Below are 20,196 nucleotides of genomic sequence, written 5' to 3' on the forward strand. Positions count from 1 at the left end.
AGGAGCGGTATTTTGGTAGATTGAAGCAACAAATTAAAATACAAAGGGGTTGTCTCATTAATCATTTTGACCCTTGTAGAATCGAATATTTGAGAGGTCGCTCGTATAGGTACCCGTATGTTTTAAGCATTTTTTGTTAAAATCCCGATTAATGAGACAGCCCCGATATTATAATAGAACTAAAGATATTTTCCATTCGATTGGATTTACAACCTTCTCTGAATGCAATATAATAATCCTTAAAGGTTACTTTGGTGTCGCCTCTACGAGGCTTTTGTTCTACGGCTATCCATTTTCTACCAAAATGTCGCCTCTACGAGGCTCTTATCCCAAACCCGGACTTCGGCAATGTGCAACACGAATAATTTTTCGTTACTGATTTTTGCCCCCCCAATGATTGATTCCTTTCTGCTTGCATCATCCAATTCGGTGAGGCGAGATTTATCAATCGTTGCGATTTAATCAAGTACAAAACCTGGGGTTTTTTACTGTCGAAGTCAGGAAAAAAACACGGAGAATCCTGGTCGTGCAAATAAAAAAAGGAAGGCAGGATCGGGAGCTTTTGCACCTGATCCCACCTCCCCCCTCACGCCTGCAAATCAGAAAATGACGACCTGCATTTAGCGGAGATGAATATCTTTATTTTTTCAGCCAAAGCTAAGATTACATCACAACTTTCGCGGTGTAATTATTAACCCGAACGATAAAGATGCCGCTTGGAAGTTCGATTTCTTCGATATTACCAGAAATTCTAACGGTTTTAATCAACGATCCGGCAGTAGAATAAATATTAGCAACTTCCCCCGGTTTTGCATTTTCGATAACCAATCTGTTCATCGAGCTGTAAATTTTACAGTCGGACTTGGTTAAGGATTTGTCATTAATACCTACCGTTGATTCTTCGATATGATTAAAATCCTGCCATCTGTTAGCCGACTTATAGGCATTAAGCGAACCCATTGGAACATACACAGTAGCTTTATTATTAAGCACTGTTTCAAAGCCATTATTATTTAAGGCCGGTGGCACAGGATTAAGGCTATAAATCTCTACGATATTGCCACATTCGCCAAAAGCATTAAACCCTATTTGTTGGAGACCTGATCCAAAAGTTACTTTTTTCATCTGGTGCTGATACAGTTCGCTAAACATCCAGAAAGCACTTTCCTCTATTGTTTGCACCGAATTAGGAATGGTGATTTCTTCGATGGAGTAGCAATTTTGAAATGAAGCGTCTCCAATAACCTTCAGTCCTTCGGGGAGGGTGACGTTTTTTAAATAATGGCAATCATAAAAAGTTGATCCGGTAAGCGTATTGAGATTGGTGCAATTGCTAAAATCGACAGTTACCAGAGTAGAGCCAGCGAAGCCATCGCCCCTAAAGCAGTCGTAACCCAGCGTCGTAAGTGTAGAAGGACCCGTGAGCTTTGTAATTCCGGCGTCATAAAAAGCGCTTGAAACGATCTTTGTAAGTCCTTCGGGTAAATTTACTTCTCCCATGTTTATGGCGCGCATAAAGGCACAATATCCAATTGTTTCCAGGCCGGTTCCCCATTGGATGTCGCTAAGACCATTGCCGCCTGAAAGTCCATAATCTGAAATGACTTTTAAACTATTGGGAATTGTGAGGTTGTGCAAATTGCGCGTGTTGCTGACGGCGGCATAACAGATTTTCTCGACGGTAGCGGGAATCACAAAAGCATTGTCCGGCTTGTTGCTTGGATAGGCAACCAGATTCTTCATGTCTTTGGTATAGATCACACCATCCACCGAGGCAAAGTGCTGGTTGTCGGCGGCTACTTCGTAAGCAACCATTTCACGGGTGTTAGAAAATGCCGAGTAATCCATCGAATTATAATTAGGCGTCGGGTCTTCGAAGAGCACCGAAGCGGCGGTTCCTATGGTCACGAATTTGACGTTGGAGTTGAAAAAACATTGCCATTCAAAGGTTTGAACCGAATTGGGTAAAACAATATTTTTGATACCAACATACGAGAATGCAAATTCTGGTAAAGTGCTATTGGGTAAATTAGTTTGTGAGATGTCGAGGTCTTCGAGTTTTCCTATGCCTCCCTGGCTTTCGAGGTAACCCAAATCCTGCAGGAAATTAATGTCGGCTCGGTTCAAAGTTCCGATAACTGTGAGCGAAGTTATCAGATAATAATTGGCAGATCCTCCCACTATTTGACTAACGGCATTCTCCAGTTGGCCGGGACCTGTAACGGTTACAGTGTAATGTTCAGCTTTAAGATCGAGCGTTAAATTTACAAACGCAAAGGCAAGGAAAATAAAAGCAACTCTTTTCCAATAATTTCTAAAAAATGGTTTCATGTTTTTAAAGTTTTTGATTTACAATATAATACAAAATTCTAATTTTTATCAATCAAATTTCATTTGACAAATTTACAAAACAAAAATTGAAGACTCAATAGCATTTTAGCTATCAATAGTATGTCACCGCCAAAACGGGCTATTACATTTACATATCAATAGCTTTTAGATAATTTTAAATCAATAACTTAAGTAATTACCCGGTTGCGGTCCGGTATTGATTCATTCGTGAGGCTCCGCAAGATGGGATTACCAAATCATTGTAGAAAAGGTTAGAAAAGTTTGCTTTTAATCAAAACAAACCAACGGATTCCACTGGTTCAATCTTGTAAAAACCAGATGACCGATAAAGAAGCGTTTTAGCTGAAATTCTCTAACTTTGTGAACTAATGAGAACGAGACGTTTTACAATACAGTTTGAGGTGAAAGGATTAATCGCATCTTTTGTTTTGCTGATCATTTTTGGCAATTTGTGCCAGGCTCAAAACCTGAATACCACAGACACCTTGGTTCTGATGGATTCTAATATTATTGAGAGCTTGATTAAGGAACAAAACAAAAGCAAACTGGAGTATAAATTAGTAGAAACTAAGGAATTACTCAATCAGGCAAAAATTAATAAAGATCAGAAGGAGATCGGGAATCTTATGCTCATGTTGGGAAGCTTGTACATGGAAACAGGAAAATTTGAAGCATCTCTACAAACACTTGACGAATTGGGCAGCATTACCACCGACGATACCGTGCGGCTCAAAATCTATTATAACAAAGCTTCTCTTTTCAGGCTGGCAATGCGCTACGACGACGCCATCGATGAACTTATGCAGCTCTTGAAATTAAACAAAAAGGTTGGCAATCAAACGGTGGAAGCTTACGCGCTGAATCAGATCGGTGTGATTTATGCCATGCAAAAATCGATGGATGTTGCCCGAAAATACATCAACGAATCTTTGGCGTTAGGTATCAAAAACAACGACTACGTTTGTATGGCAAACGCCTACAGCAATTTGGCGTCGTTTATCAGTGATGCCGACAGCAACATCAGCCAATACACCTGGTATGTGCACAAAGCTTTGCATTATTACGATAAGGTAGGCAACAAAAACTATCTCTTGTCTTTGTACAACGATATGGTGATGCGGTTTTGGAATGAAGAAATGCACGACTCGGTAAATGTGTATCTGAATAAAATAATTGAATTGATGCCGGAGGTTGATTTCCCGGAAGAAATTGCCCGCATCGGCGTCAATTTGTTTTTGATGGGAAAAATCCAGGATGAAGAAATTATCCTGAGAATGTTTGATCAACTGGAAAAAGACGGCTATCTCAAAAACAACATCGAAGTATTTATCTCCTATCATTATTTTAAATACAAGCTCGAAATGAGAGATAAAAATTTCGAGGAAGCGCTTGCATCTTACGAAAAATATAAAAGCGCTACCGATAGCCTTTACATGCGGATAAACACCGAAAAGGTCAACATTATCGAAAGAAACTTCGCATTGGAAAAAGAGCAGGAGGCGATGAAGTTGAAGACCCAACAAAGATTATTGGCAAGCATCATCATTCTTTTGTTGTTTTTGCTGGTCATTGTTCTTCTCATTCTTATTGTAGTAAACCACCGGTCCAGGATCAGAAAAGCTTCTCAGGAACAACAAACGCTTCAAACCAAACTTGAAGGAAAAAACAAGGAGATGGTAGCTTACCTGATGCAGTTGATCAAGATAAAAGAAACCAACAACAAGATTATCAGCTATCTGAAGAGTAACAGCAAGAATCTGAAAAAAGAAGAAAGCCTGACGGTGAACAGCATGATTGCTGATTTAAGAGACAATGCCAACAACGACTTCTGGACAGATTTTAATTTACGTTTTAAAGATGTAAACCGTGAATTTTACCAAAAGCTCAACGATCAATATCCTACCCTGACCTTAAATGAACACAGGCTGTGTGCCTTTCTTTACCTCGACATGACCACCAAAGAAATTGCAAATATCACCGGCCAAAGCATCGATTCGATAAATCTGGCTCGAACGCGCCTGCGCCGCAAGCTGGGGCTTACCTCCACCCCAACGCCGATCAACAGCTTCCTGCAGAATTTGTAGTTGATGACTTTAGAAAAAACACAAGATTTCATTACTTTAAACATCACTTAATCATGGCAAATACCTATACGCAGATTCACATCCAATCTGTTTTTACGGTTCAAAACAGGCACTGTGTTGTTCGTAATTCATGGAAAGAGGAGTTGTACAAATATGTGAATGGAATAATTTCAAATCATGGGCACAAAGTCTTAGCAATAAATGGAATGCCTGACCATGTTCATGTGTTTTTCGGAATGCGTCCAGCTCAGTCGCTTTCAGATTTAATGCAGGATATTAAAGGTGATTCTTCGACGTGGATCAATAAAAAGGGATTTGTAAAAGGGCGATTTTCATGGCAAGAAGGGTATGGCGCTTTTTCATATAGCAAGTCCCAGGTAAATGCTGTGATCGATTACATTAATAATCAAGAGAAACACCATCGGACAAAAACCTTTTTGGAAGAGTATCACGATTTCTTAAAGCATTTTGAAATAGATTTTGACGAACGATACATTTTCAAGCCCATTGATTACGACAATGAGTAATCTGATTCATATCAGAAGACTTCAAATCCCGTCAAATGCAGAAGAATATTGAAGCAATAATTTGTGCCGCTAGGCACATAATATGGGTAGAAACTTTGCTATTACCTAACATCCCGTCCCGTACGGGACGGAATACTTGGTTGCCGTATTCTTTCTACCCATATTGCATCCCTAACGGGATGTTTAAGGGTCTTTCTAAATATGTTTCCAAAATCTATGATTATTTTATCTCTTCCTCTCCCACACCGTAAATTCCGTGAGTATGTGCTGAAATTTGTTGAGCGTTTCCCGTATCACAAAGGGAACTTTAAAGGGTTCATTTATTAATGTAAAATGTGCATCGAGGTTTGCATGCAGTCCGTCGAGCGAAGTCACAGGCTCGCCATCTTTTTTGAAGCCTCCGAGCCATTTCTGTCGGGGCGTGTATTCTTCGAGCCAGGTATAGGGTGAAGCAAGGATAAGTAGCCCACCAGCATTAATACGTTCGTGAATGCTGTCGAGAAATTTGCCGGGATCGTAAAGCCGGTCGATCAGATTGCCGGCAAAAATCAAGTCGTAACCCGTGTATTTTGGACTTAGATTTATGGCGTCGCCCTGATAAAACTCCACCTTATCGCGCAAATCATCAAAGCCCGATTCTTCCAGTGTAACTTCATGAAACGACACCAGCTCGCCTTCTTCGGGCAGCACATAACGGATGCGGCCATTGCTGAGCATGTCGTCGGCAATTTTGATAAATCTTGCTGAGAAGTCAAGGCCCGTGACACGATCGAAATGGCGTGCCAGCTCAAAGGTGGTACGGCCAACGGCGCAACCCAGGTCGAGTGCTTTATTGTGTGGCTTGTCGCCCATATATTTCACACATATTTCGGCGCTGCGGGCAGCAAAGTTGGGCACATCAAAATAGCTTTTGCCATACATCTTTTCGCAATATTGCGACACTAGCGCATCGGTTTCGTAAGTGGTTTGCTGAATCTTCACCGGCGCATCGCTGCGGATGTAGCGGAAGCCGGCATGTTGGAAAAAGTGGCGCCGGAAAGCATATCGTGAATCGCGGGTAGCTTCGTTGCCGGTCGAAATCCACGAACCACCTTTTATCAGATTATGGCGCATGTCGAAGGTAGGTGTCGAAAAGTCGTCGTAAAAAGGATGCACCTCAAAGCCTGGGAAGCCGTTGATGGGCGTTTCGGTCCACTGCCACACGTTGCCGATAATGTCATAAAATTCGCCAAAGCGAAATTTATCCACCGGCACCGACGATGCAAAATGTTCCAGGTTAATGTTGCCGGGAGCCTTTTCCCAGAAGGGTTGATCGGGAATCTGCTGTGTATTGCGCAGGCGGTACCACTCTTCTTCGGTGGGCAGGCGGTAGGTTTCGCCGGTGCGTTCGCTCTTCCAATTTGTAAAGGCTTTGGCTTCCAGATAATTTACCTCCACAGGCCAGTTCCATGGCATTTCGATGATTTGCGTCATGGTGCGCAATTTCCACATACCACCATCACCTTTTATCCAAAATACAGGATGTTCGGATTTGCGGTAGTTGCGCCAGTGCCAGCCTTCTTCCGTCCAGTATTTTTCGGTGGCATAACCATCATCTTTTACAAACTCTAGAAACTCCTGATTAGAAACCAGAAATTTGGCCGCATCAAAACTTTCTACTTCTTGCACGTGCAGCCCGTATTCGTTGTCCCATCCATAAAGTGGATGATCGCGTTTTTTGCCCAGCATCACTTCGCCGCCCTTTACGGGAATGAGTTCGTTGGTGGGCGCTATGCCACTTTCCGTACAAATTTCCCACAACGGCTGCGGCTTCACCTGATCGATTGGCAACTGCCGGATAAGCACCGAGGAAGTCTCCAGATGGATGCGTTCGTGCTCGATGCCCATCATAATAGTCCACCAGGGATGCGTCCATGTGATGGGCATCTCCAGCGGAAGCGTCTTGATAAGTTCTTCAACTACCTGCCGCACTTCCTTGCGATAGCGGCGTACGTCAGCTACCGATGGCCATTCGTAATGTGTTTCGTTCAGGTCGTCCCACGACATTTCATCTACGCCTATGGCAAAAATGGATTCAAAACGGGGATTCACGCGCTTATCGATAAGGCGGGCAAGGATTAGTTTATTAATAAAAAATGATGCTGTATGTCCCAGGTAAAAGATCAGTGGATGACGCAGCGGGTCGGCGCGCATATAAAAAGTCGCGTCGCTCCGCAGCGTCTCATAAAGCTGCTCGTGGAGCTGATAAGTTTTTTGGAAATATTCCAGAATCTCTTTTCTTTTTTCTTCTGCTTCGCCCTGATTCAGAACGATGGTGCGTGTGACAACATCCGCCAGTTGATTTTTCATATTCAAAAGCTTTATAAATATTCACAGGTAACAATGCAACAAAGGCTTTGTTTATCGGCCTAATCAAATGGAAGAAGCATGGCGCTTGGCGCAATGAGCATGGCGCCGGGTATGTGTTTTTGAATATCGAATAATGCCTGCCCTGAGCCCGTTGAAGGGAAAGGAAGAAAGCTGGCGCTTGCCAACCTTCAGAACTGGAGCTTCGTCTGCGCGAGGCTGTTACATTTTATCAGTTTTGCCAATGGCATGATTGGTTACTTTTGCAAAAAACTTTATAATGATCACATTAGACAACACCGAAATTGCTTTTAAAAGCAAAACCAACAACGACCTGCGACGCTCGTACTTATTATTTAAAACATTATCACACAACAGCCTCGTGCGCATTGGCGGCTCGCTTACGCAAACGGCCATCCGGATGCACATCCCCATCAACTGGATTGTGAAACCAACCATCTACAAGCAGTTTGTGGGCGGCGAAACCATTGCCAAATGCGCCGACTCAGTGCACGAATTGGCAAAATACAACGTAAAAGCCATCCTTGACTTTTCTGTAGAAGGCCGCGAAGCTCCCGAAGACATTCAGGCAGCGCTCGACGAAACGCTTCACTCGATAGCCAACGCCGGCAAAGAGCCAAACATTCCGTTTGCCGTTTTTAAGCCCACCGCTTTTACCACTTCCAATGTGCTTACAAAAGTGAGCGCCGGACAAAAGCTTACACCCGAAGAAACCATCGAAGCCGACAATTTCCGCCAGCGTATCGACCGGCTTTGTAAAGCTGCCCACGATCAGAATATTCCCATTCTCATCGATGCCGAAGACTCGTGGTATCAGAATTTTATTGATGAAGTGGTGGAAAAGATGATGGAAAAATATAATGGCAAACGCGCCATCGTGTTCAACACTTTCCAGATGTATCGGCACGATCGGTTGGAGTTTTTAAAAAAATCATGGCAAAAAGCTGTGGATGGAAACTACTTTCTGGGTGCTAAATTTGTGCGTGGTGCCTACATGGAAAAAGAGCGCGAACGTGCTTTGGAGATGAATTACCTTTCGCCCATCCAACCCGACAAAGAAAGCACCGACCGCGACTACAACCTGGCGCTGAAGTTTTGTATGGAGCACATCGACAGGATCACCATCTTCAACGGAACCCACAACGAACAGAGCGCGAATTATCTTGCCGAGCTGATGACGGAAAAAGGTTTGAAAAAAGATGACCCGCGGGTTTGGTTTTCGCAGCTTTACGGCATGAGCGACCACATCAGTTTTAATCTGGCACATGCCGGATACAATGTTGCTAAATATCTGCCTTATGGCCCCGTGAAGCATGTGGTTCCTTACCTGGTACGGCGCGCCGAAGAGAATACTTCCGTAAAAGGACAGACCGGTCGTGAGCTAAGTTTGATTTCACGCGAGATGAGCCGAAGGAAGAAAGGATGATAGGGGCAGGGTGAATGGTTAATCGTTATCCGTTGATGGTTATTGTAAATTAGTATTCATCTTTTTCGTTTATTCATTTCCACAGTGTAAATTGTAATATCGGCAAATCTGATCATCCCATTTTAACTCCTTGTCTTTTTCCTTTAATTTTTGAACGAGTTCTGGGCAATCAGATAGAAAACGCATAATTTTCTTCTTAATGCCGAATTGGTCTAAAAACAACATTTCGTTATCGGGCTTTATCATTATGTTTTTTACATCTGCTTGTATGGAAGGCAGCATTAACCTAATACCATAATAAGTAACAAGTTTCAGTGGACCGTCCACTTTTAGTTCTGCAAAAAACCGAAGTCCGCTAAGGTTTGGTGGGCTTGGCAATTTGGGTGTATTCAATATCGAGATAAAATGGTATGGCTTCTCGTTTAGGTAAAAGTAAACCTCCCTTGCATGTTTTGGAGATAATTTACAAACTTTATGCAGCGAATCGTAATATTTCATTTGCCAGGTAAGATCATAAAACACGATTTTAGACATTACCTTGAAATCAACGTAAACTGTATCATTGTCAAAACTTACAAAATACTCTTCTTTTTGACCAAAAGTGGTGTTGGTCATTAGGATTACAAGGGAAATGTAAGCAACAAATTTCTTCATGCTTTTTTTTAACAAAGATAGAAAAGTTCTTATTAGGTTCCTAAAGGCATTTCTTTATCTCTCATATTCCAAAATTATGATTCTCACCATTGGTTCATTCATCTTCATCCAATCTTACTGGTATTCTTTATCTACTTTTGTGGCCAATTATAGATGTTTAAAAAAAGAAAGATCATGGATTATAACTTTCAGGAAATAGAGAAGAAGTGGCAGAAATACTGGAGTGAAAACAAAATTTACAAAGCTTCCAACGAGAGCAGCAAGCCCAAGTTTTACATTCTCGATATGTTTCCATACCCGTCGGGTGCCGGTTTGCACGTGGGGCATCCACTCGGATATATTGCCAGCGACATCTACGCCCGCTACAAGATGGCCGGCGGCTTTAATGTGCTGCATCCGATGGGATACGATGCCTACGGCCTGCCTGCCGAGCAATACGCCATCCAAACAGGAACGCATCCGGAAGTTACCACCCTGAAAAATATAGAACGCTACCGTGAACAGCTCGACAAGATTGGCTTTGCCTACGACTGGGATCGCGAAGTGAAGACCTGCGACCCTAAATATTACAAATGGACGCAGTGGACTTTTATCAAGCTTTTCCATCATTATTATGATAATGGTGCCGGCAAAGCGCAGCCGATCGATCATCTTGTAGCGCATTTCCATAAGCATGGTTCGGTAGGAATTGATACGCGCTATGATGCACACGAATCTTTCAGCGCCGGGCAATGGCAGGCCATGGACGAGCGGCAACAGCAGGAGATGCTGATGCACTATCGTCTGGCTTTCCTTTCGGATACGATGGTAAACTGGTGCCCGGAGCTGGGAACGGTGCTTGCCAACGATGAGGTGAGCGATGGTTTTTCGGTGCGTGGCGGACATCCGGTAGAGCGCCGGCTGATGCGCCAGTGGTCGCTGCGTATTACAGCTTATGCCGACAGGTTGCTGGAAGGTTTGGAACGAATAGATTGGTCTGAATCGATAAAAAAGCAACAGCGCGAATGGATTGGCCGCAGCCAGGGAGCTTCTGTACTTTTTGAAGTAGAGGACCATCCCGAAAAGATTGAGGTTTTCACCACCCGTCCCGACACGCTTTATGGCGCCACTTTTATGGTGCTGGCGCCCGAGCATCCCTTAGTGCTCAATATCACCAAGCCACAACACCGCGGCCCTGTGCGTGAATATATCGAATCAACAAAAAAGCGCTCGGAACGCGACCGCATGACGGAGGTAAAAAAGATTACCGGAGCTTTTACCGGAGCTTATGCCATCAATCCGCTCAATGGCGACCGAATGAAGATTTACATAGCCGACTATGTGCTGGCAGGTTACGGAACAGGAGCCATCATGGCGGTGCCTGCCCACGACAGCCGCGACTTTGCCTTTGCCAAACATTTCTTGTTGCCCATTATTCAGGTGGTAAAACAACCCGACGAAATACTCACTAACCCACAGGAATGGGACGATTCTTACGATGCCAAAGAAGGTATCATGATCAACTCGGGAATAATTACCGGGCTGCAAGTTGGCGAAGCCATTAATAAAATCATCGATTATCTCGAAGAAAATAAGATCGGAACGCGCCGCATCAATTACCGTTTGCGCGATGCTATCTTCAGCCGCCAACGATACTGGGGCGAGCCTTTCCCGATTTATTACAAAAATGGAATTCCCTACACTTTATCAGAAGATGAGCTGCCGCTGAAGTTGCCCTCTGTCGATAAGTTTCTACCTACCGAAAGCGGTGAGCCACCTCTGGCACGTGCCGAAAACTGGAAAACAAAGGATGGGTATCCGCTCGAAACCAACACCATGCCCGGCTTTGCCGGAAGCAGTGGCTACTATCTCCGCTACATGGATCCGCGCAACGACGAGGAGTATTTTTCTAAAGAAGCCAACGCCTACTGGCGCAACGTGGATATTTATTTTGGTGGCGACGAGCACGCCACCGGCCACCTTATCTATTCCCGTTTTTGGAATAAATTCCTCTACGATCTGGGTATGACCGTGGAGGATGAACCATTCCAAAAAATGATCAACCAGGGAAAGATTCAGGGACGCACCAGCTTTGTTTATCGCATTGTTGGAAAAAACACCTTTGTTTCGCTGGGGATAAAAGATCAGTATGATGTAACTCCGCTGCGCGTGGATATCAACTTAGTGCATACCATCGCCCCTGACACTTATGAACTCGAAATAGAAAGTTTTAAAAAATGGCGTTCCGAAAATGCCAGTGCTGAATTTATCCTTGAAGACGGAAAATACCTTTGCGGATCGGAAGTAGAGAAGATGTCGAAATCTTATCACAACTGCCAGAATCCTGATGATCTTATCGAGAAATATGGCGCCGACACTTTTAGGCTTTACGAGATGTTTCTTGGGCCGCTCGAATGCGACAAACCCTGGGATGTGCAAGGGATTGAAGGGGTTTTTAGGTTTATCCGCAAGCTGTGGCGTTTGTTCCACGATGAGAAAAATAATTTTAGCGTAAGCGAAGAAAAACCTGAAGCCGCTGAGCTTAAAAGTATCCACACAGCCATAAAACGCCTGCACGACGACATCTTGAGATTTTCGTTCAACACCGGCGTGAGCGCTTTTATGATTTGCGTAAATGAACTCACGGAGCTAAAATGCAACAAACGCATTGTGCTCGAAGATCTGGTGAAACTCGTTGCACCCTATGCGCCGCATATTGCCGAAGAGCTGTGGAATCAGCTTGGACATACTGCCAGCGTAGTTCACGCGCCATTTCCCCAATTCGACGAGGCGATGCTTCACGAAGATACTTTCGAATATCCTGTGAGCATCAATGGTAAGCTGCGTTTCAAACTGCGTCTGCCGGTTGACATTTCCAAAGATGAAGCTGGTGAGCTTGCGCTGAAGGATGAAGTTGCCAAAAAGTGGGTGGAAGGTAAGCAGGTGCGCAAGATCATTGTGGTGCCGCGCAAGATCATCAATATTGTGGTGAGCCCCTGAGTTGCAATTTTCGCAAACGAATTAAGTTAATAAAGGGCATAATTTCTGCTGAGATATCAATTATGAAAAATATTGGAAAAATTGCCCTTATCCTCTTCTCAATTTTGAGTGTCGCGGTAGCTTCGGCTCAGGGATACCCATACCGCGAAATCGAAAATAACGCCTGGCAATCGGGGGAGAAATTAAAATACAAAGTCTACTACGAATCGTTGCTTACCGGAAAGGTAAATGCCGGCACCGCTACCCTGGAGGTAAAAAACAGCAACCGTAGTTTCTATGGCCGCGATGTATACCATATTGTTGGCCTTGGAAAATCCAACCGTGCTTTCGACTTTTTTTTTAAGGTTCGTGACCGGTTTGAATCTTATGTGGACAAGCAGGGGATTTTCCCGCATCTCTTTATCCGTCGCACACTCGAAGGCAACTATAGGAAAGAAGATGATGTGATTTTTGATCACAAAAACCTGAAAGCTACCAGCCGCGATACCACCAAGAAAATCAGCCGTTACATTCAGGACATCGTTTCGGCATCATATTATGCACGCACCCTTAGTGCCGATACTTTAAAGGAAGGCGACAACATCTCTGTTAATTTTTTCCTCGACGACTCGGCGTACGTATCCGTCATTCAGTTTCAGGGACGCCAGATTGTGGAGACGGAGCTGGGAAAGTTTCGATGCCTTGCCTTTAAGCCTATGGTGGTCACCGGCGAGGTATTCGGCAATCCATACCCGATGACCCTTTGGATTACCGACGACGAAAACAAACTCCCCGTACTCATCAAATCAGCGGTAATTGTGGGTAGTGTGAAAATAGAATTGATAAAATATTCCAACCTGCGAAATCCTATCGAAGCGAAGCTGGATTGACAACGCATGGCGCGGGGCGCAGGGCGCAAAGAGCAGGAGGAGGATAATCCAACGTGCGTCCGAAGGTAACGATTGACGAATTGGATTGATTTGTCAGAATGTGATTCTACACCCTTCTTTTTGTATTTTTGCCTAAAATATTTCTAATTATGATAAAGCTAAGCGTCAACATCAACAAAATCGCTACTTTGCGCAATGCCCGTGGTGGCAACATTCCCGATGTCATCAAAGCGGCCATCGACTGTGAACGATTTGGCGCGCAGGGCATCACGGTGCACCCACGCCCCGACGAGCGGCACATCCGTTACCAGGATGTCCGCGATCTGAAGCCGTTGCTCACCACCGAGTTCAATATCGAAGGCTATCCATCACGGGTCTTTATCGATCTTGTGCTGGAAGCTGCTCCGGCGCAGGTAACGCTGGTGCCCGATCCGCCGGATGCCATTACCAGCAACGCCGGCTGGGACACCATTAAAAACCAAAGCTTTCTTACGGAGGTTGTTGCCGAATTTAAACGCAACGGGATTCGCACTTCGTTATTTGTCGAAACGGATCCAAGCATAATCGAAAATGCGAAGAAAACCGGTGCCGATCGTGTGGAGTTATACACCGAGCAATATGCCACCGACTTTCCCAAAAACGCCGAAGCTGCCGTGCGACCTTTTGTTGAAGCGGCAAGGGTAGCTGCTGCAAATAGCCTGGGATTGAATGCCGGCCACGATCTGAGCCTCGACAATCTGCGTTACTTTGCCCACAGCGTGCCCGGCCTGCTCGAAGTTTCCATTGGCCATGCCCTTATTTCCGATGCGCTTTATCTGGGATTGGAAAACACCATCCAGCTTTATCTGCGGCAGTTGCGGTAGAAGCAGGCAATTTGGTTATGAATCTTTTATGATGATTTTTTAAGAACTATACTGTTGAAAAAACCGTTAATCCTAAACAGTTAATTAAAGGAGATTGATATGAAAACGTTAACACTACAAATACCAGAAACAGTTGATGAGAATAAATTCAAGATGCACCTTGCTGCTTTTCTTTTTGAAAAAGGTATTTTATCATCAGGGCAGGCCGCTAAAGTTGCTGGCATTTCAAAAAGAGAATTTATCGAAACAATTGGTCAATACGGCGTATCAGTATTTGGAGAAACCATTGAGGATTTAGAAAAGATTGTTGATGAGTAGAATTATTATTTCAGATACAAGCTGTTTAATTGCATTGGCAAAGATTGGTGAACTTGATCTTTTAAAGGATTTATTTCATGAGATTATTATTACAAAAAGTGTTGACGAGGAATATGGAGAGCCGCTGCCTGATTGGATTTTAATAACTGATGTTAAGAATAGAAGTAAACAAATTGAGTTGGAGAAACGCCTTGATCGTGGAGAAGCCAGTTCTATTGCTTTAGCTCTTGAGATAGAAAATTCAACCTTGATAATTGACGAAATAAAAGGTAGAAAGATTGCAGAAGCATTACAGATTGACATAATTGGAACCATTGGTATCATACTGCTTGCAAATAAGCGAGGCTTGATATCAAATCCATTAGACTTGATTCATTTGCTGGTTAAAAATGGATTTAGAGTGTCGGATAAATTACTTAAAATGATACTCGAAAGATATGGTTCACGTTAACAGCTCTCAACAGTCAACGAAATTCAGTGAAATGAAAAGCTTGTTTTCTGAAGGCTTTATTAATTTTGTAATGAGATTAATCTATGGAACAAATGAGGAATTCTGTTATGATCGAAACTTAGACGTGTAAGCGGAAGTTTTTTACCGGCTAAAACAGAAATAAACGGAATACTCACTATACACAAACGTTATGCCTCACCTTAAGAAACCAAAAAATAAATAGAGATGCAAGTAGATAAAATAGCATTCGAATATGCAATCAGTAAAATTGATGACGGGAATATCTTTGAGATTTTCGGTAATGATTTTCTATCGGCAGTATTAGGTTATTCATTTATACCTGTTGGTAGGGCTAAGGATAAAGGCGTTGACGGATTTCAGCACATATTTTCAAGGGGTGATAGCCAAAAACACATATTTCAATTATCAACCGAATTGGATCACACAAGTAAAATTTACAACACAATCAAAAAGCTTCAAAAAAATGAAATTGAGTTTGATAGAATTGTTTATGTAACTAACAGAAAAATAAACAACGCTGAGAGTTTAATAGATGAAATCTTTGACAAGATAAAAATCCCACTAACTATTTATGACATTCGTTGGTTTTCTGCTCACAGCAACCAAAGTGAACAAACTATCAAGGCCTATCAAATTTTTGTTGACACTTATCTTCATGAGTACTTCAAACCCGGAAAACACCAAACAGTTGCTGATTTAGATTCTGATTCTCGTTTGTTTGTTTTTTTAGGTCAACAATTTGATAGCAATAGAGATGATTTAAAACTAGATGACTTACTCGCTGAAACTTTAATATTATACGCTTTAGAAGGGACAGACCCCGACAAGCATAACTTAAAATCAGAAGTGCAGATTAAGGAATCAATTAAGAAATATTTAAAGTTTGACCCACAACTCATAGACAGTAAAATCTCAGAAAGACTGATTGCTTTAACTGTAAAACCAAGAAAAATAAAATTCCATACTAAAGAAAAGGGTTATTGTTTGCCATATGAAACAAGATTAGAAATAGGTGAAAGAAATCTAAAAGATGAAGTCTTATTCAACGTCTTTTACACTCAGACGCAAGAGACGATTAAAAAATATTTTTCAGATGTTGAAGTTCAAGTCAAAGACGTAGAAGCCCTTATTACCAAGGTTTTTAATAAGATATTTCTAAGACAGGGTCTTGAATTTTCAAACTTTGTTCTGAAGGGTGATAGCCATTCAGTAATTGAACAGAATTTAAATGATGTTATTGGACTAGCAGTAGATGAAAGCAGCGTTATTCTTTCTAATAAAGAAAAAGTTAAAACCGCACTTCACCTTGCTATAAGAGACATTGTATATAACGGCACATCCGAACAGAGAAGATTCTTGAAGAGCCTATCTAATACTTATTTGATGATGTTCCTACTTCAATGGGAACCAAAACTTTCAACATATTTTCAAACGCTTGCATCTCATTTAAAAGTATTCGTTGATAACTCTATTATTATCCCAGCTCTTTCAGAATACTACCTAGATGAAGGTAACAGGAGACATTGGAATCTACTAATGGGGGCAAAAAAAGCCGGTATTTCAATGTTTATAAATGAAACATTATTGAGTGAACTAGTTTCCCATTTAAGAATGGTAAGTAGCATTTATTATAATATGTTTTACCGTATGGAAGACTTCTACCTTAATGACGAGTTTGAACTGCTTTTTATTAACGAAATTTTAATCAGGGCTTATTTCTATGCGAAGAAAAAAGGGCAGATAAAAGATTTTGATAAATTCATTGACACTTTTGTGGATTCGCAACTCAAAACTGCTAAGGATGAATTAATCGTTTATTTAAAAGAGATTTTTGGAATAACTTTTATTTCAAATGAAATGTGGGACATAAAAGTAAATGAAGACGAAAAAGCCAAGTTGACTGAAGAGTTGAGTTATAAGAAAGACTATGATATTAAAGCCGAAAATGATGCAGAAATGATTTTGGCAATATATTACTTGCGCAATCGAAATGGCGAATCTTGTGATAGTGGAATCTTTGGTTATAAAACTTGGTGGCTTTCCAAAGATACATCAACATACAAAGCTGTTATTAAATGTTTTGGTCCAGACAAATATCCTGTTAGTTGTTACATAAGACCCGATTTCATTTACAACTATATAGCCTTAAAACCTACAACAGAAGAAGTCAATAATGCATACAATGAAATTTTCCCTACAATGTTGGGCGTAAATCTTAGCTATCATATGCCTAAAGAAGTTTCACAGGCAGTTCAAGAAAAAATCAAAGAATATCATTCTAAACCAGCTGTAAGAGTAAAACAAACCTTGAAAACTCTTTCTGACCGATTGAAATCCGATCCGACTTTAAAAAACAGAAATTCAGTAGAACACTTTTTGGATACAGAATTAAGCAAACTACAAGACGGAGAATAGAAAGGCTAGGCATAGCTACCAACTGTTACCACACTTTCAGAAAAACACATTTGTTCTAAAATACTCCTTCTGTCAATTTGGATGTCCTTTGAAACTCACTCCATCAGTAGCGTATCTTCTTCTTTATTAATCACTTCTCCAATCATGGCAGCATGAGGATAACCTTCCTGATGTAATGCTTCTGGCGCAACATCCACCTTTTCCGGTGCCACGCACATCAACAGGCCGCCGGAAGTTTGTGCATCGAAAAACAACATTTCGTGGTTGTAATCGATGGAAGCATTGAAGTGGCAATGGCTGCCGGCAAATTCCTTGTTGCGGAAAGCGGCGCCGGGAATTACACCCATTTCTATCAAATTCAGCACTTCACCGAATACGGGTAATTTGTTGGTGTCGAAACGCATCGAAACTTTGGATGTCGCAGCAGGATTATTGATTATTGTTCGCTCATCTCACATTTTGATTATTCTTCCAATGGCAACGGTTTCTCCGCTGTTAATTTTTAAAAGATAAATACCTTTTTTCAATGAACCCATTTCTATGCAGTGATGGTTTTCAAAAGGAGAATGCAGGATCGAGCGATATACCACCTCACCGGTAAGGTTTATGAGTTCCACGGTTTGCAAGCCGGATTTACTTTCGATGTACAATTTATCACGCACTGGATTGGGAAATGCTTTAACATCCAAATTTTCTAGCTCAAATACGCTACTCACCACCGTAACCTGAACAGAGTCGCTGTGCGAACAAACACCATGATTCACCTGCACCCAGATGTTCCATTCGCCAGGTCCCAATTCCCCACCGATAATCCGGATCGCATTGGATGTGTCGCCGGTTGACCAGAGGTAGTGTTCATAAATATCCGGCAGCGTCAGGGTAAGCGTATCGTGAAGTGCAATGGCCGTGTCGGCTCCCAGGTCGATTGTAAATCCCGGCTGGATGTCGATGGTTATGGTATCGTATTGCCAGCATCCGTAATCGTCAGCAGCCGAAAGTGTATAGGTGCCAGGCTCCGTAACGCTATACCAGCTTTTATCGGATAGCTCGTTATTCCAATAGTAATATGCATATCCTTCCGGCCCATTCAAAATTGTGCTGTCGCAAACGGTTTCATCCGGGCCAAAGCTAAACTGCGCGGGTGGATGCCGTTGCATTTTCAGCAGCAAGCCGTCCGCTATCCATCCCATATAGGAATGAAGGGTGTCGTTTTCAAGTTTTAATGTACCCTCGAAATTTGCCGAAAACAGGATTTGTTTACAATTATCCAACATGAAATTTTCAGGCTGCAGAGACCTTGAACTATAGGGAATATAAAAATTGCTAATCTCTCCTTGAGGCGAAATCTGTCCAAACGCTGTGCGGGGATAAGCATACACCATGGTAGTATCGAAAATTGTGACAGTACCTTGCATCCCACATGCGAAGTACAAGGTATCCTCGTAAGCGTCCAGAGAGAAATACACATATCCATAAAAAGGAATGTACCACAACGACTCCCAATTTTCGTTAAACATAGTCAGGATAGTCTGTGGGTTATTTTCGTCATAGAAAAGCGTATCATTACCAATAATCATGGTATCTCTCACAGCTGCTGAGAAATAGAATTGACCCTTTTCATCGATAACTAAATCTCTCATTATCATTTTCCATTCGAATATTTTCCCTGTATGCGTGTAACCGGCTGAATCGAATGTAAGTACGAATGAACGGTCTTTAACAAATCCTTGTCCGGGATCGGGATGCATAATGGTGTCATTTGAAATAATGAGATTTGTTCTGGTTCTTCCATACACTACAAACCTGTCGCCATCTACCGAAATAAAATTTCTCTTATCCACATTAAGGTATCTATCGCTATCCATTGCTACCGAATCATTCTTTTGATTATTTGTGTAAGAATCGCCGTAAAATGATTCCCTCCAAATGAGGTCTCCCGTGGTTTTGTCCATTTTGAGAATGGACGATAAAACCGTATTGGAAGAGATTACCGAATCCTGTCCAAAATATCGCACGGTATCGGTTTCGTAAGCCCACGATGTATGGGTGGTGTTTAGATAAAGATATCCGTCGTTGCCTACATACATTCCGGCGCACAAGTCATCGGTATTACCGGAAATGAGTTTGATGTATTCAATATTTAAATCAGAAGAAAGTTTGATTATTGCGAGATCCCGCCTGTGAAATACGAGCGGCCCGGTTTCTTCATCCCGAATTACACTATCCTGAATGCTCATCCAGTTAGCGAATGGACAGGCGAGATAGATATTATTGTCGCGATCGGTTGTCATTGCCGGATCAATCCAATAGAAACTGGCCGAATCTGTAAACAGGTCAAGCGCAAACAAACAATTCCCATCGGGGTCGAATTTGGCAATGGCTGCATTGTGCGCAATATTTCCGGCGGAAGGGTGCGCAAATAAGGTGTCGGGCAAGAAAATGGAATCCTGATAATTGACATTTACAAAAACATTATTGTAAAAATCGGTGTGAAGAATTTCTGTCTCACTGCGATCCCCTTTTTGAGTAAAGGACACATTCCACAGAGGCTCGAAACTTTGGGCACAGAGGTTAACCTGGAAGCTAATCGTTAAAAGAAGCAAAGGTAAGATAAAATACTTTTTCATGATTTTGAAATTTTTGGGTTGACTATTCAAAATATTAATAATTAACTCATCCACAAAATACCCGGAAAACACTTCACCCGACTTGTCCAATAAATCATAAGCTACTGAAAACATGCTGCTCATGATTTTCTGTTTTTTATTTGGACACTACCAATACTTTCATTTCGCCACGGGAACTATAATACATCATAAACTATTTTAGGTGTTGTTCTGCGTATTGTAAAAAATAACAACGAGGCCATC

14 protein-coding genes are annotated in these 20,196 nt (G+C 42.1%); 9 read left to right on the forward strand and 5 right to left on the reverse strand.

The features are described from left to right. Positions 1-663: 663 nt before the first annotated feature. A complete protein-coding gene (locus tag VFC92_01335) occupies positions 664-2,331 on the reverse strand; it encodes a leucine-rich repeat protein (protein HZK06819.1) in 1,668 nt (555 codons plus the stop codon). Between the two features lie 389 nt (positions 2,332-2,720). On the opposite strand from VFC92_01335, the gene VFC92_01340 reads away from it, so the two are divergent. Both VFC92_01340 and tnpA read left to right on the forward strand, forming a co-directional pair. Then, a complete protein-coding gene (locus VFC92_01340) occupies positions 2,721-4,436 on the forward strand; it encodes a hypothetical protein (protein ID HZK06820.1) in 1,716 nt (571 codons plus the stop codon). Positions 4,437-4,489: 53 nt separating this feature from the next. Beyond that, a complete protein-coding gene (gene tnpA / locus VFC92_01345) occupies positions 4,490-4,963 on the forward strand; it encodes an IS200/IS605 family transposase (GenBank protein HZK06821.1) in 474 nt (157 codons plus the stop codon). Between the two features lie 225 nt (positions 4,964-5,188). On the opposite strand, the gene ovoA is transcribed toward tnpA, so the two are convergent. After that, complete coding sequence (ovoA, locus tag VFC92_01350; protein HZK06822.1) at positions 5,189-7,312, reverse strand: 5-histidylcysteine sulfoxide synthase; 2,124 nt, start codon at positions 7,310-7,312, stop codon at positions 5,189-5,191. A 277-nt stretch (positions 7,313-7,589) separates the two neighbouring features. On the opposite strand from ovoA, the gene VFC92_01355 reads away from it, so the two are divergent. Beyond that, complete coding sequence (locus tag VFC92_01355; protein HZK06823.1) at positions 7,590-8,756, forward strand: proline dehydrogenase family protein; 1,167 nt, start codon at positions 7,590-7,592, stop codon at positions 8,754-8,756. A gap of 69 nt (positions 8,757-8,825) precedes the next feature. On the opposite strand, the gene VFC92_01360 is transcribed toward VFC92_01355, so the two are convergent. Further along, positions 8,826-9,410, reverse strand: coding sequence for a hypothetical protein (locus tag VFC92_01360; protein HZK06824.1), 585 nt, complete (start codon positions 9,408-9,410; stop codon positions 8,826-8,828). A 174-nt stretch (positions 9,411-9,584) separates the two neighbouring features. Here VFC92_01360 and leuS point away from each other — a divergent pair, with 174 nt between their 5' ends. From leuS to VFC92_01390, 6 genes are all read left to right on the forward strand, one after another. Continuing rightward, positions 9,585-12,389: a leucine--tRNA ligase gene (gene leuS / locus VFC92_01365; GenBank protein HZK06825.1), complete on the forward strand. Its 2,805-nt coding sequence runs from the start codon at positions 9,585-9,587 to the stop codon at positions 12,387-12,389. Positions 12,390-12,451: 62 nt separating this feature from the next. Next, positions 12,452-13,258, forward strand: a complete 807-nt coding sequence (locus VFC92_01370) for a DUF3108 domain-containing protein (GenBank protein HZK06826.1) — start codon at positions 12,452-12,454, stop codon at positions 13,256-13,258. Positions 13,259-13,407: 149 nt separating this feature from the next. Beyond that, complete coding sequence (locus VFC92_01375; GenBank protein HZK06827.1) at positions 13,408-14,121, forward strand: pyridoxine 5'-phosphate synthase; 714 nt, start codon at positions 13,408-13,410, stop codon at positions 14,119-14,121. A 99-nt stretch (positions 14,122-14,220) separates the two neighbouring features. Continuing rightward, complete coding sequence (locus VFC92_01380) at positions 14,221-14,439, forward strand: UPF0175 family protein (GenBank protein ID HZK06828.1); 219 nt, start codon at positions 14,221-14,223, stop codon at positions 14,437-14,439. After that, complete coding sequence (locus VFC92_01385) at positions 14,432-14,890, forward strand: DUF3368 domain-containing protein (protein HZK06829.1); 459 nt, start codon at positions 14,432-14,434, stop codon at positions 14,888-14,890. Before VFC92_01380 ends, VFC92_01385 begins: the two co-directional genes overlap by 8 nt. 225 nt (positions 14,891-15,115) lie before the next feature. Further along, the gene (locus VFC92_01390) at positions 15,116-17,326 is read left to right on the forward strand and encodes a hypothetical protein (GenBank protein ID HZK06830.1); all 2,211 of its coding nucleotides are present in this window, start codon (positions 15,116-15,118) and stop codon (positions 17,324-17,326) included. Between the two features lie 95 nt (positions 17,327-17,421). Here the strand turns inward: VFC92_01390 and VFC92_01395 are convergent, their stop codons facing one another. Together VFC92_01395 and VFC92_01400 are read right to left on the reverse strand one after the other, a co-directional pair. Further along, complete coding sequence (locus VFC92_01395) at positions 17,422-17,766, reverse strand: AIR synthase-related protein (protein HZK06831.1); 345 nt, start codon at positions 17,764-17,766, stop codon at positions 17,422-17,424. A gap of 12 nt (positions 17,767-17,778) precedes the next feature. Next, positions 17,779-20,076 carry a T9SS type A sorting domain-containing protein gene (locus VFC92_01400; GenBank protein ID HZK06832.1) on the reverse strand — a complete coding sequence of 766 codons (2,298 nt, stop codon included), beginning with the start codon at positions 20,074-20,076 and terminating at the stop codon, positions 17,779-17,781. Between the last annotated feature and the right edge of the window lie 120 nt (positions 20,077-20,196).

The sequence above is a fragment of the Bacteroidales bacterium genome, from assembly GCA_035647615.1.
Classification (GTDB): domain Bacteria; phylum Bacteroidota; class Bacteroidia; order Bacteroidales; family 4484-276; genus SABY01.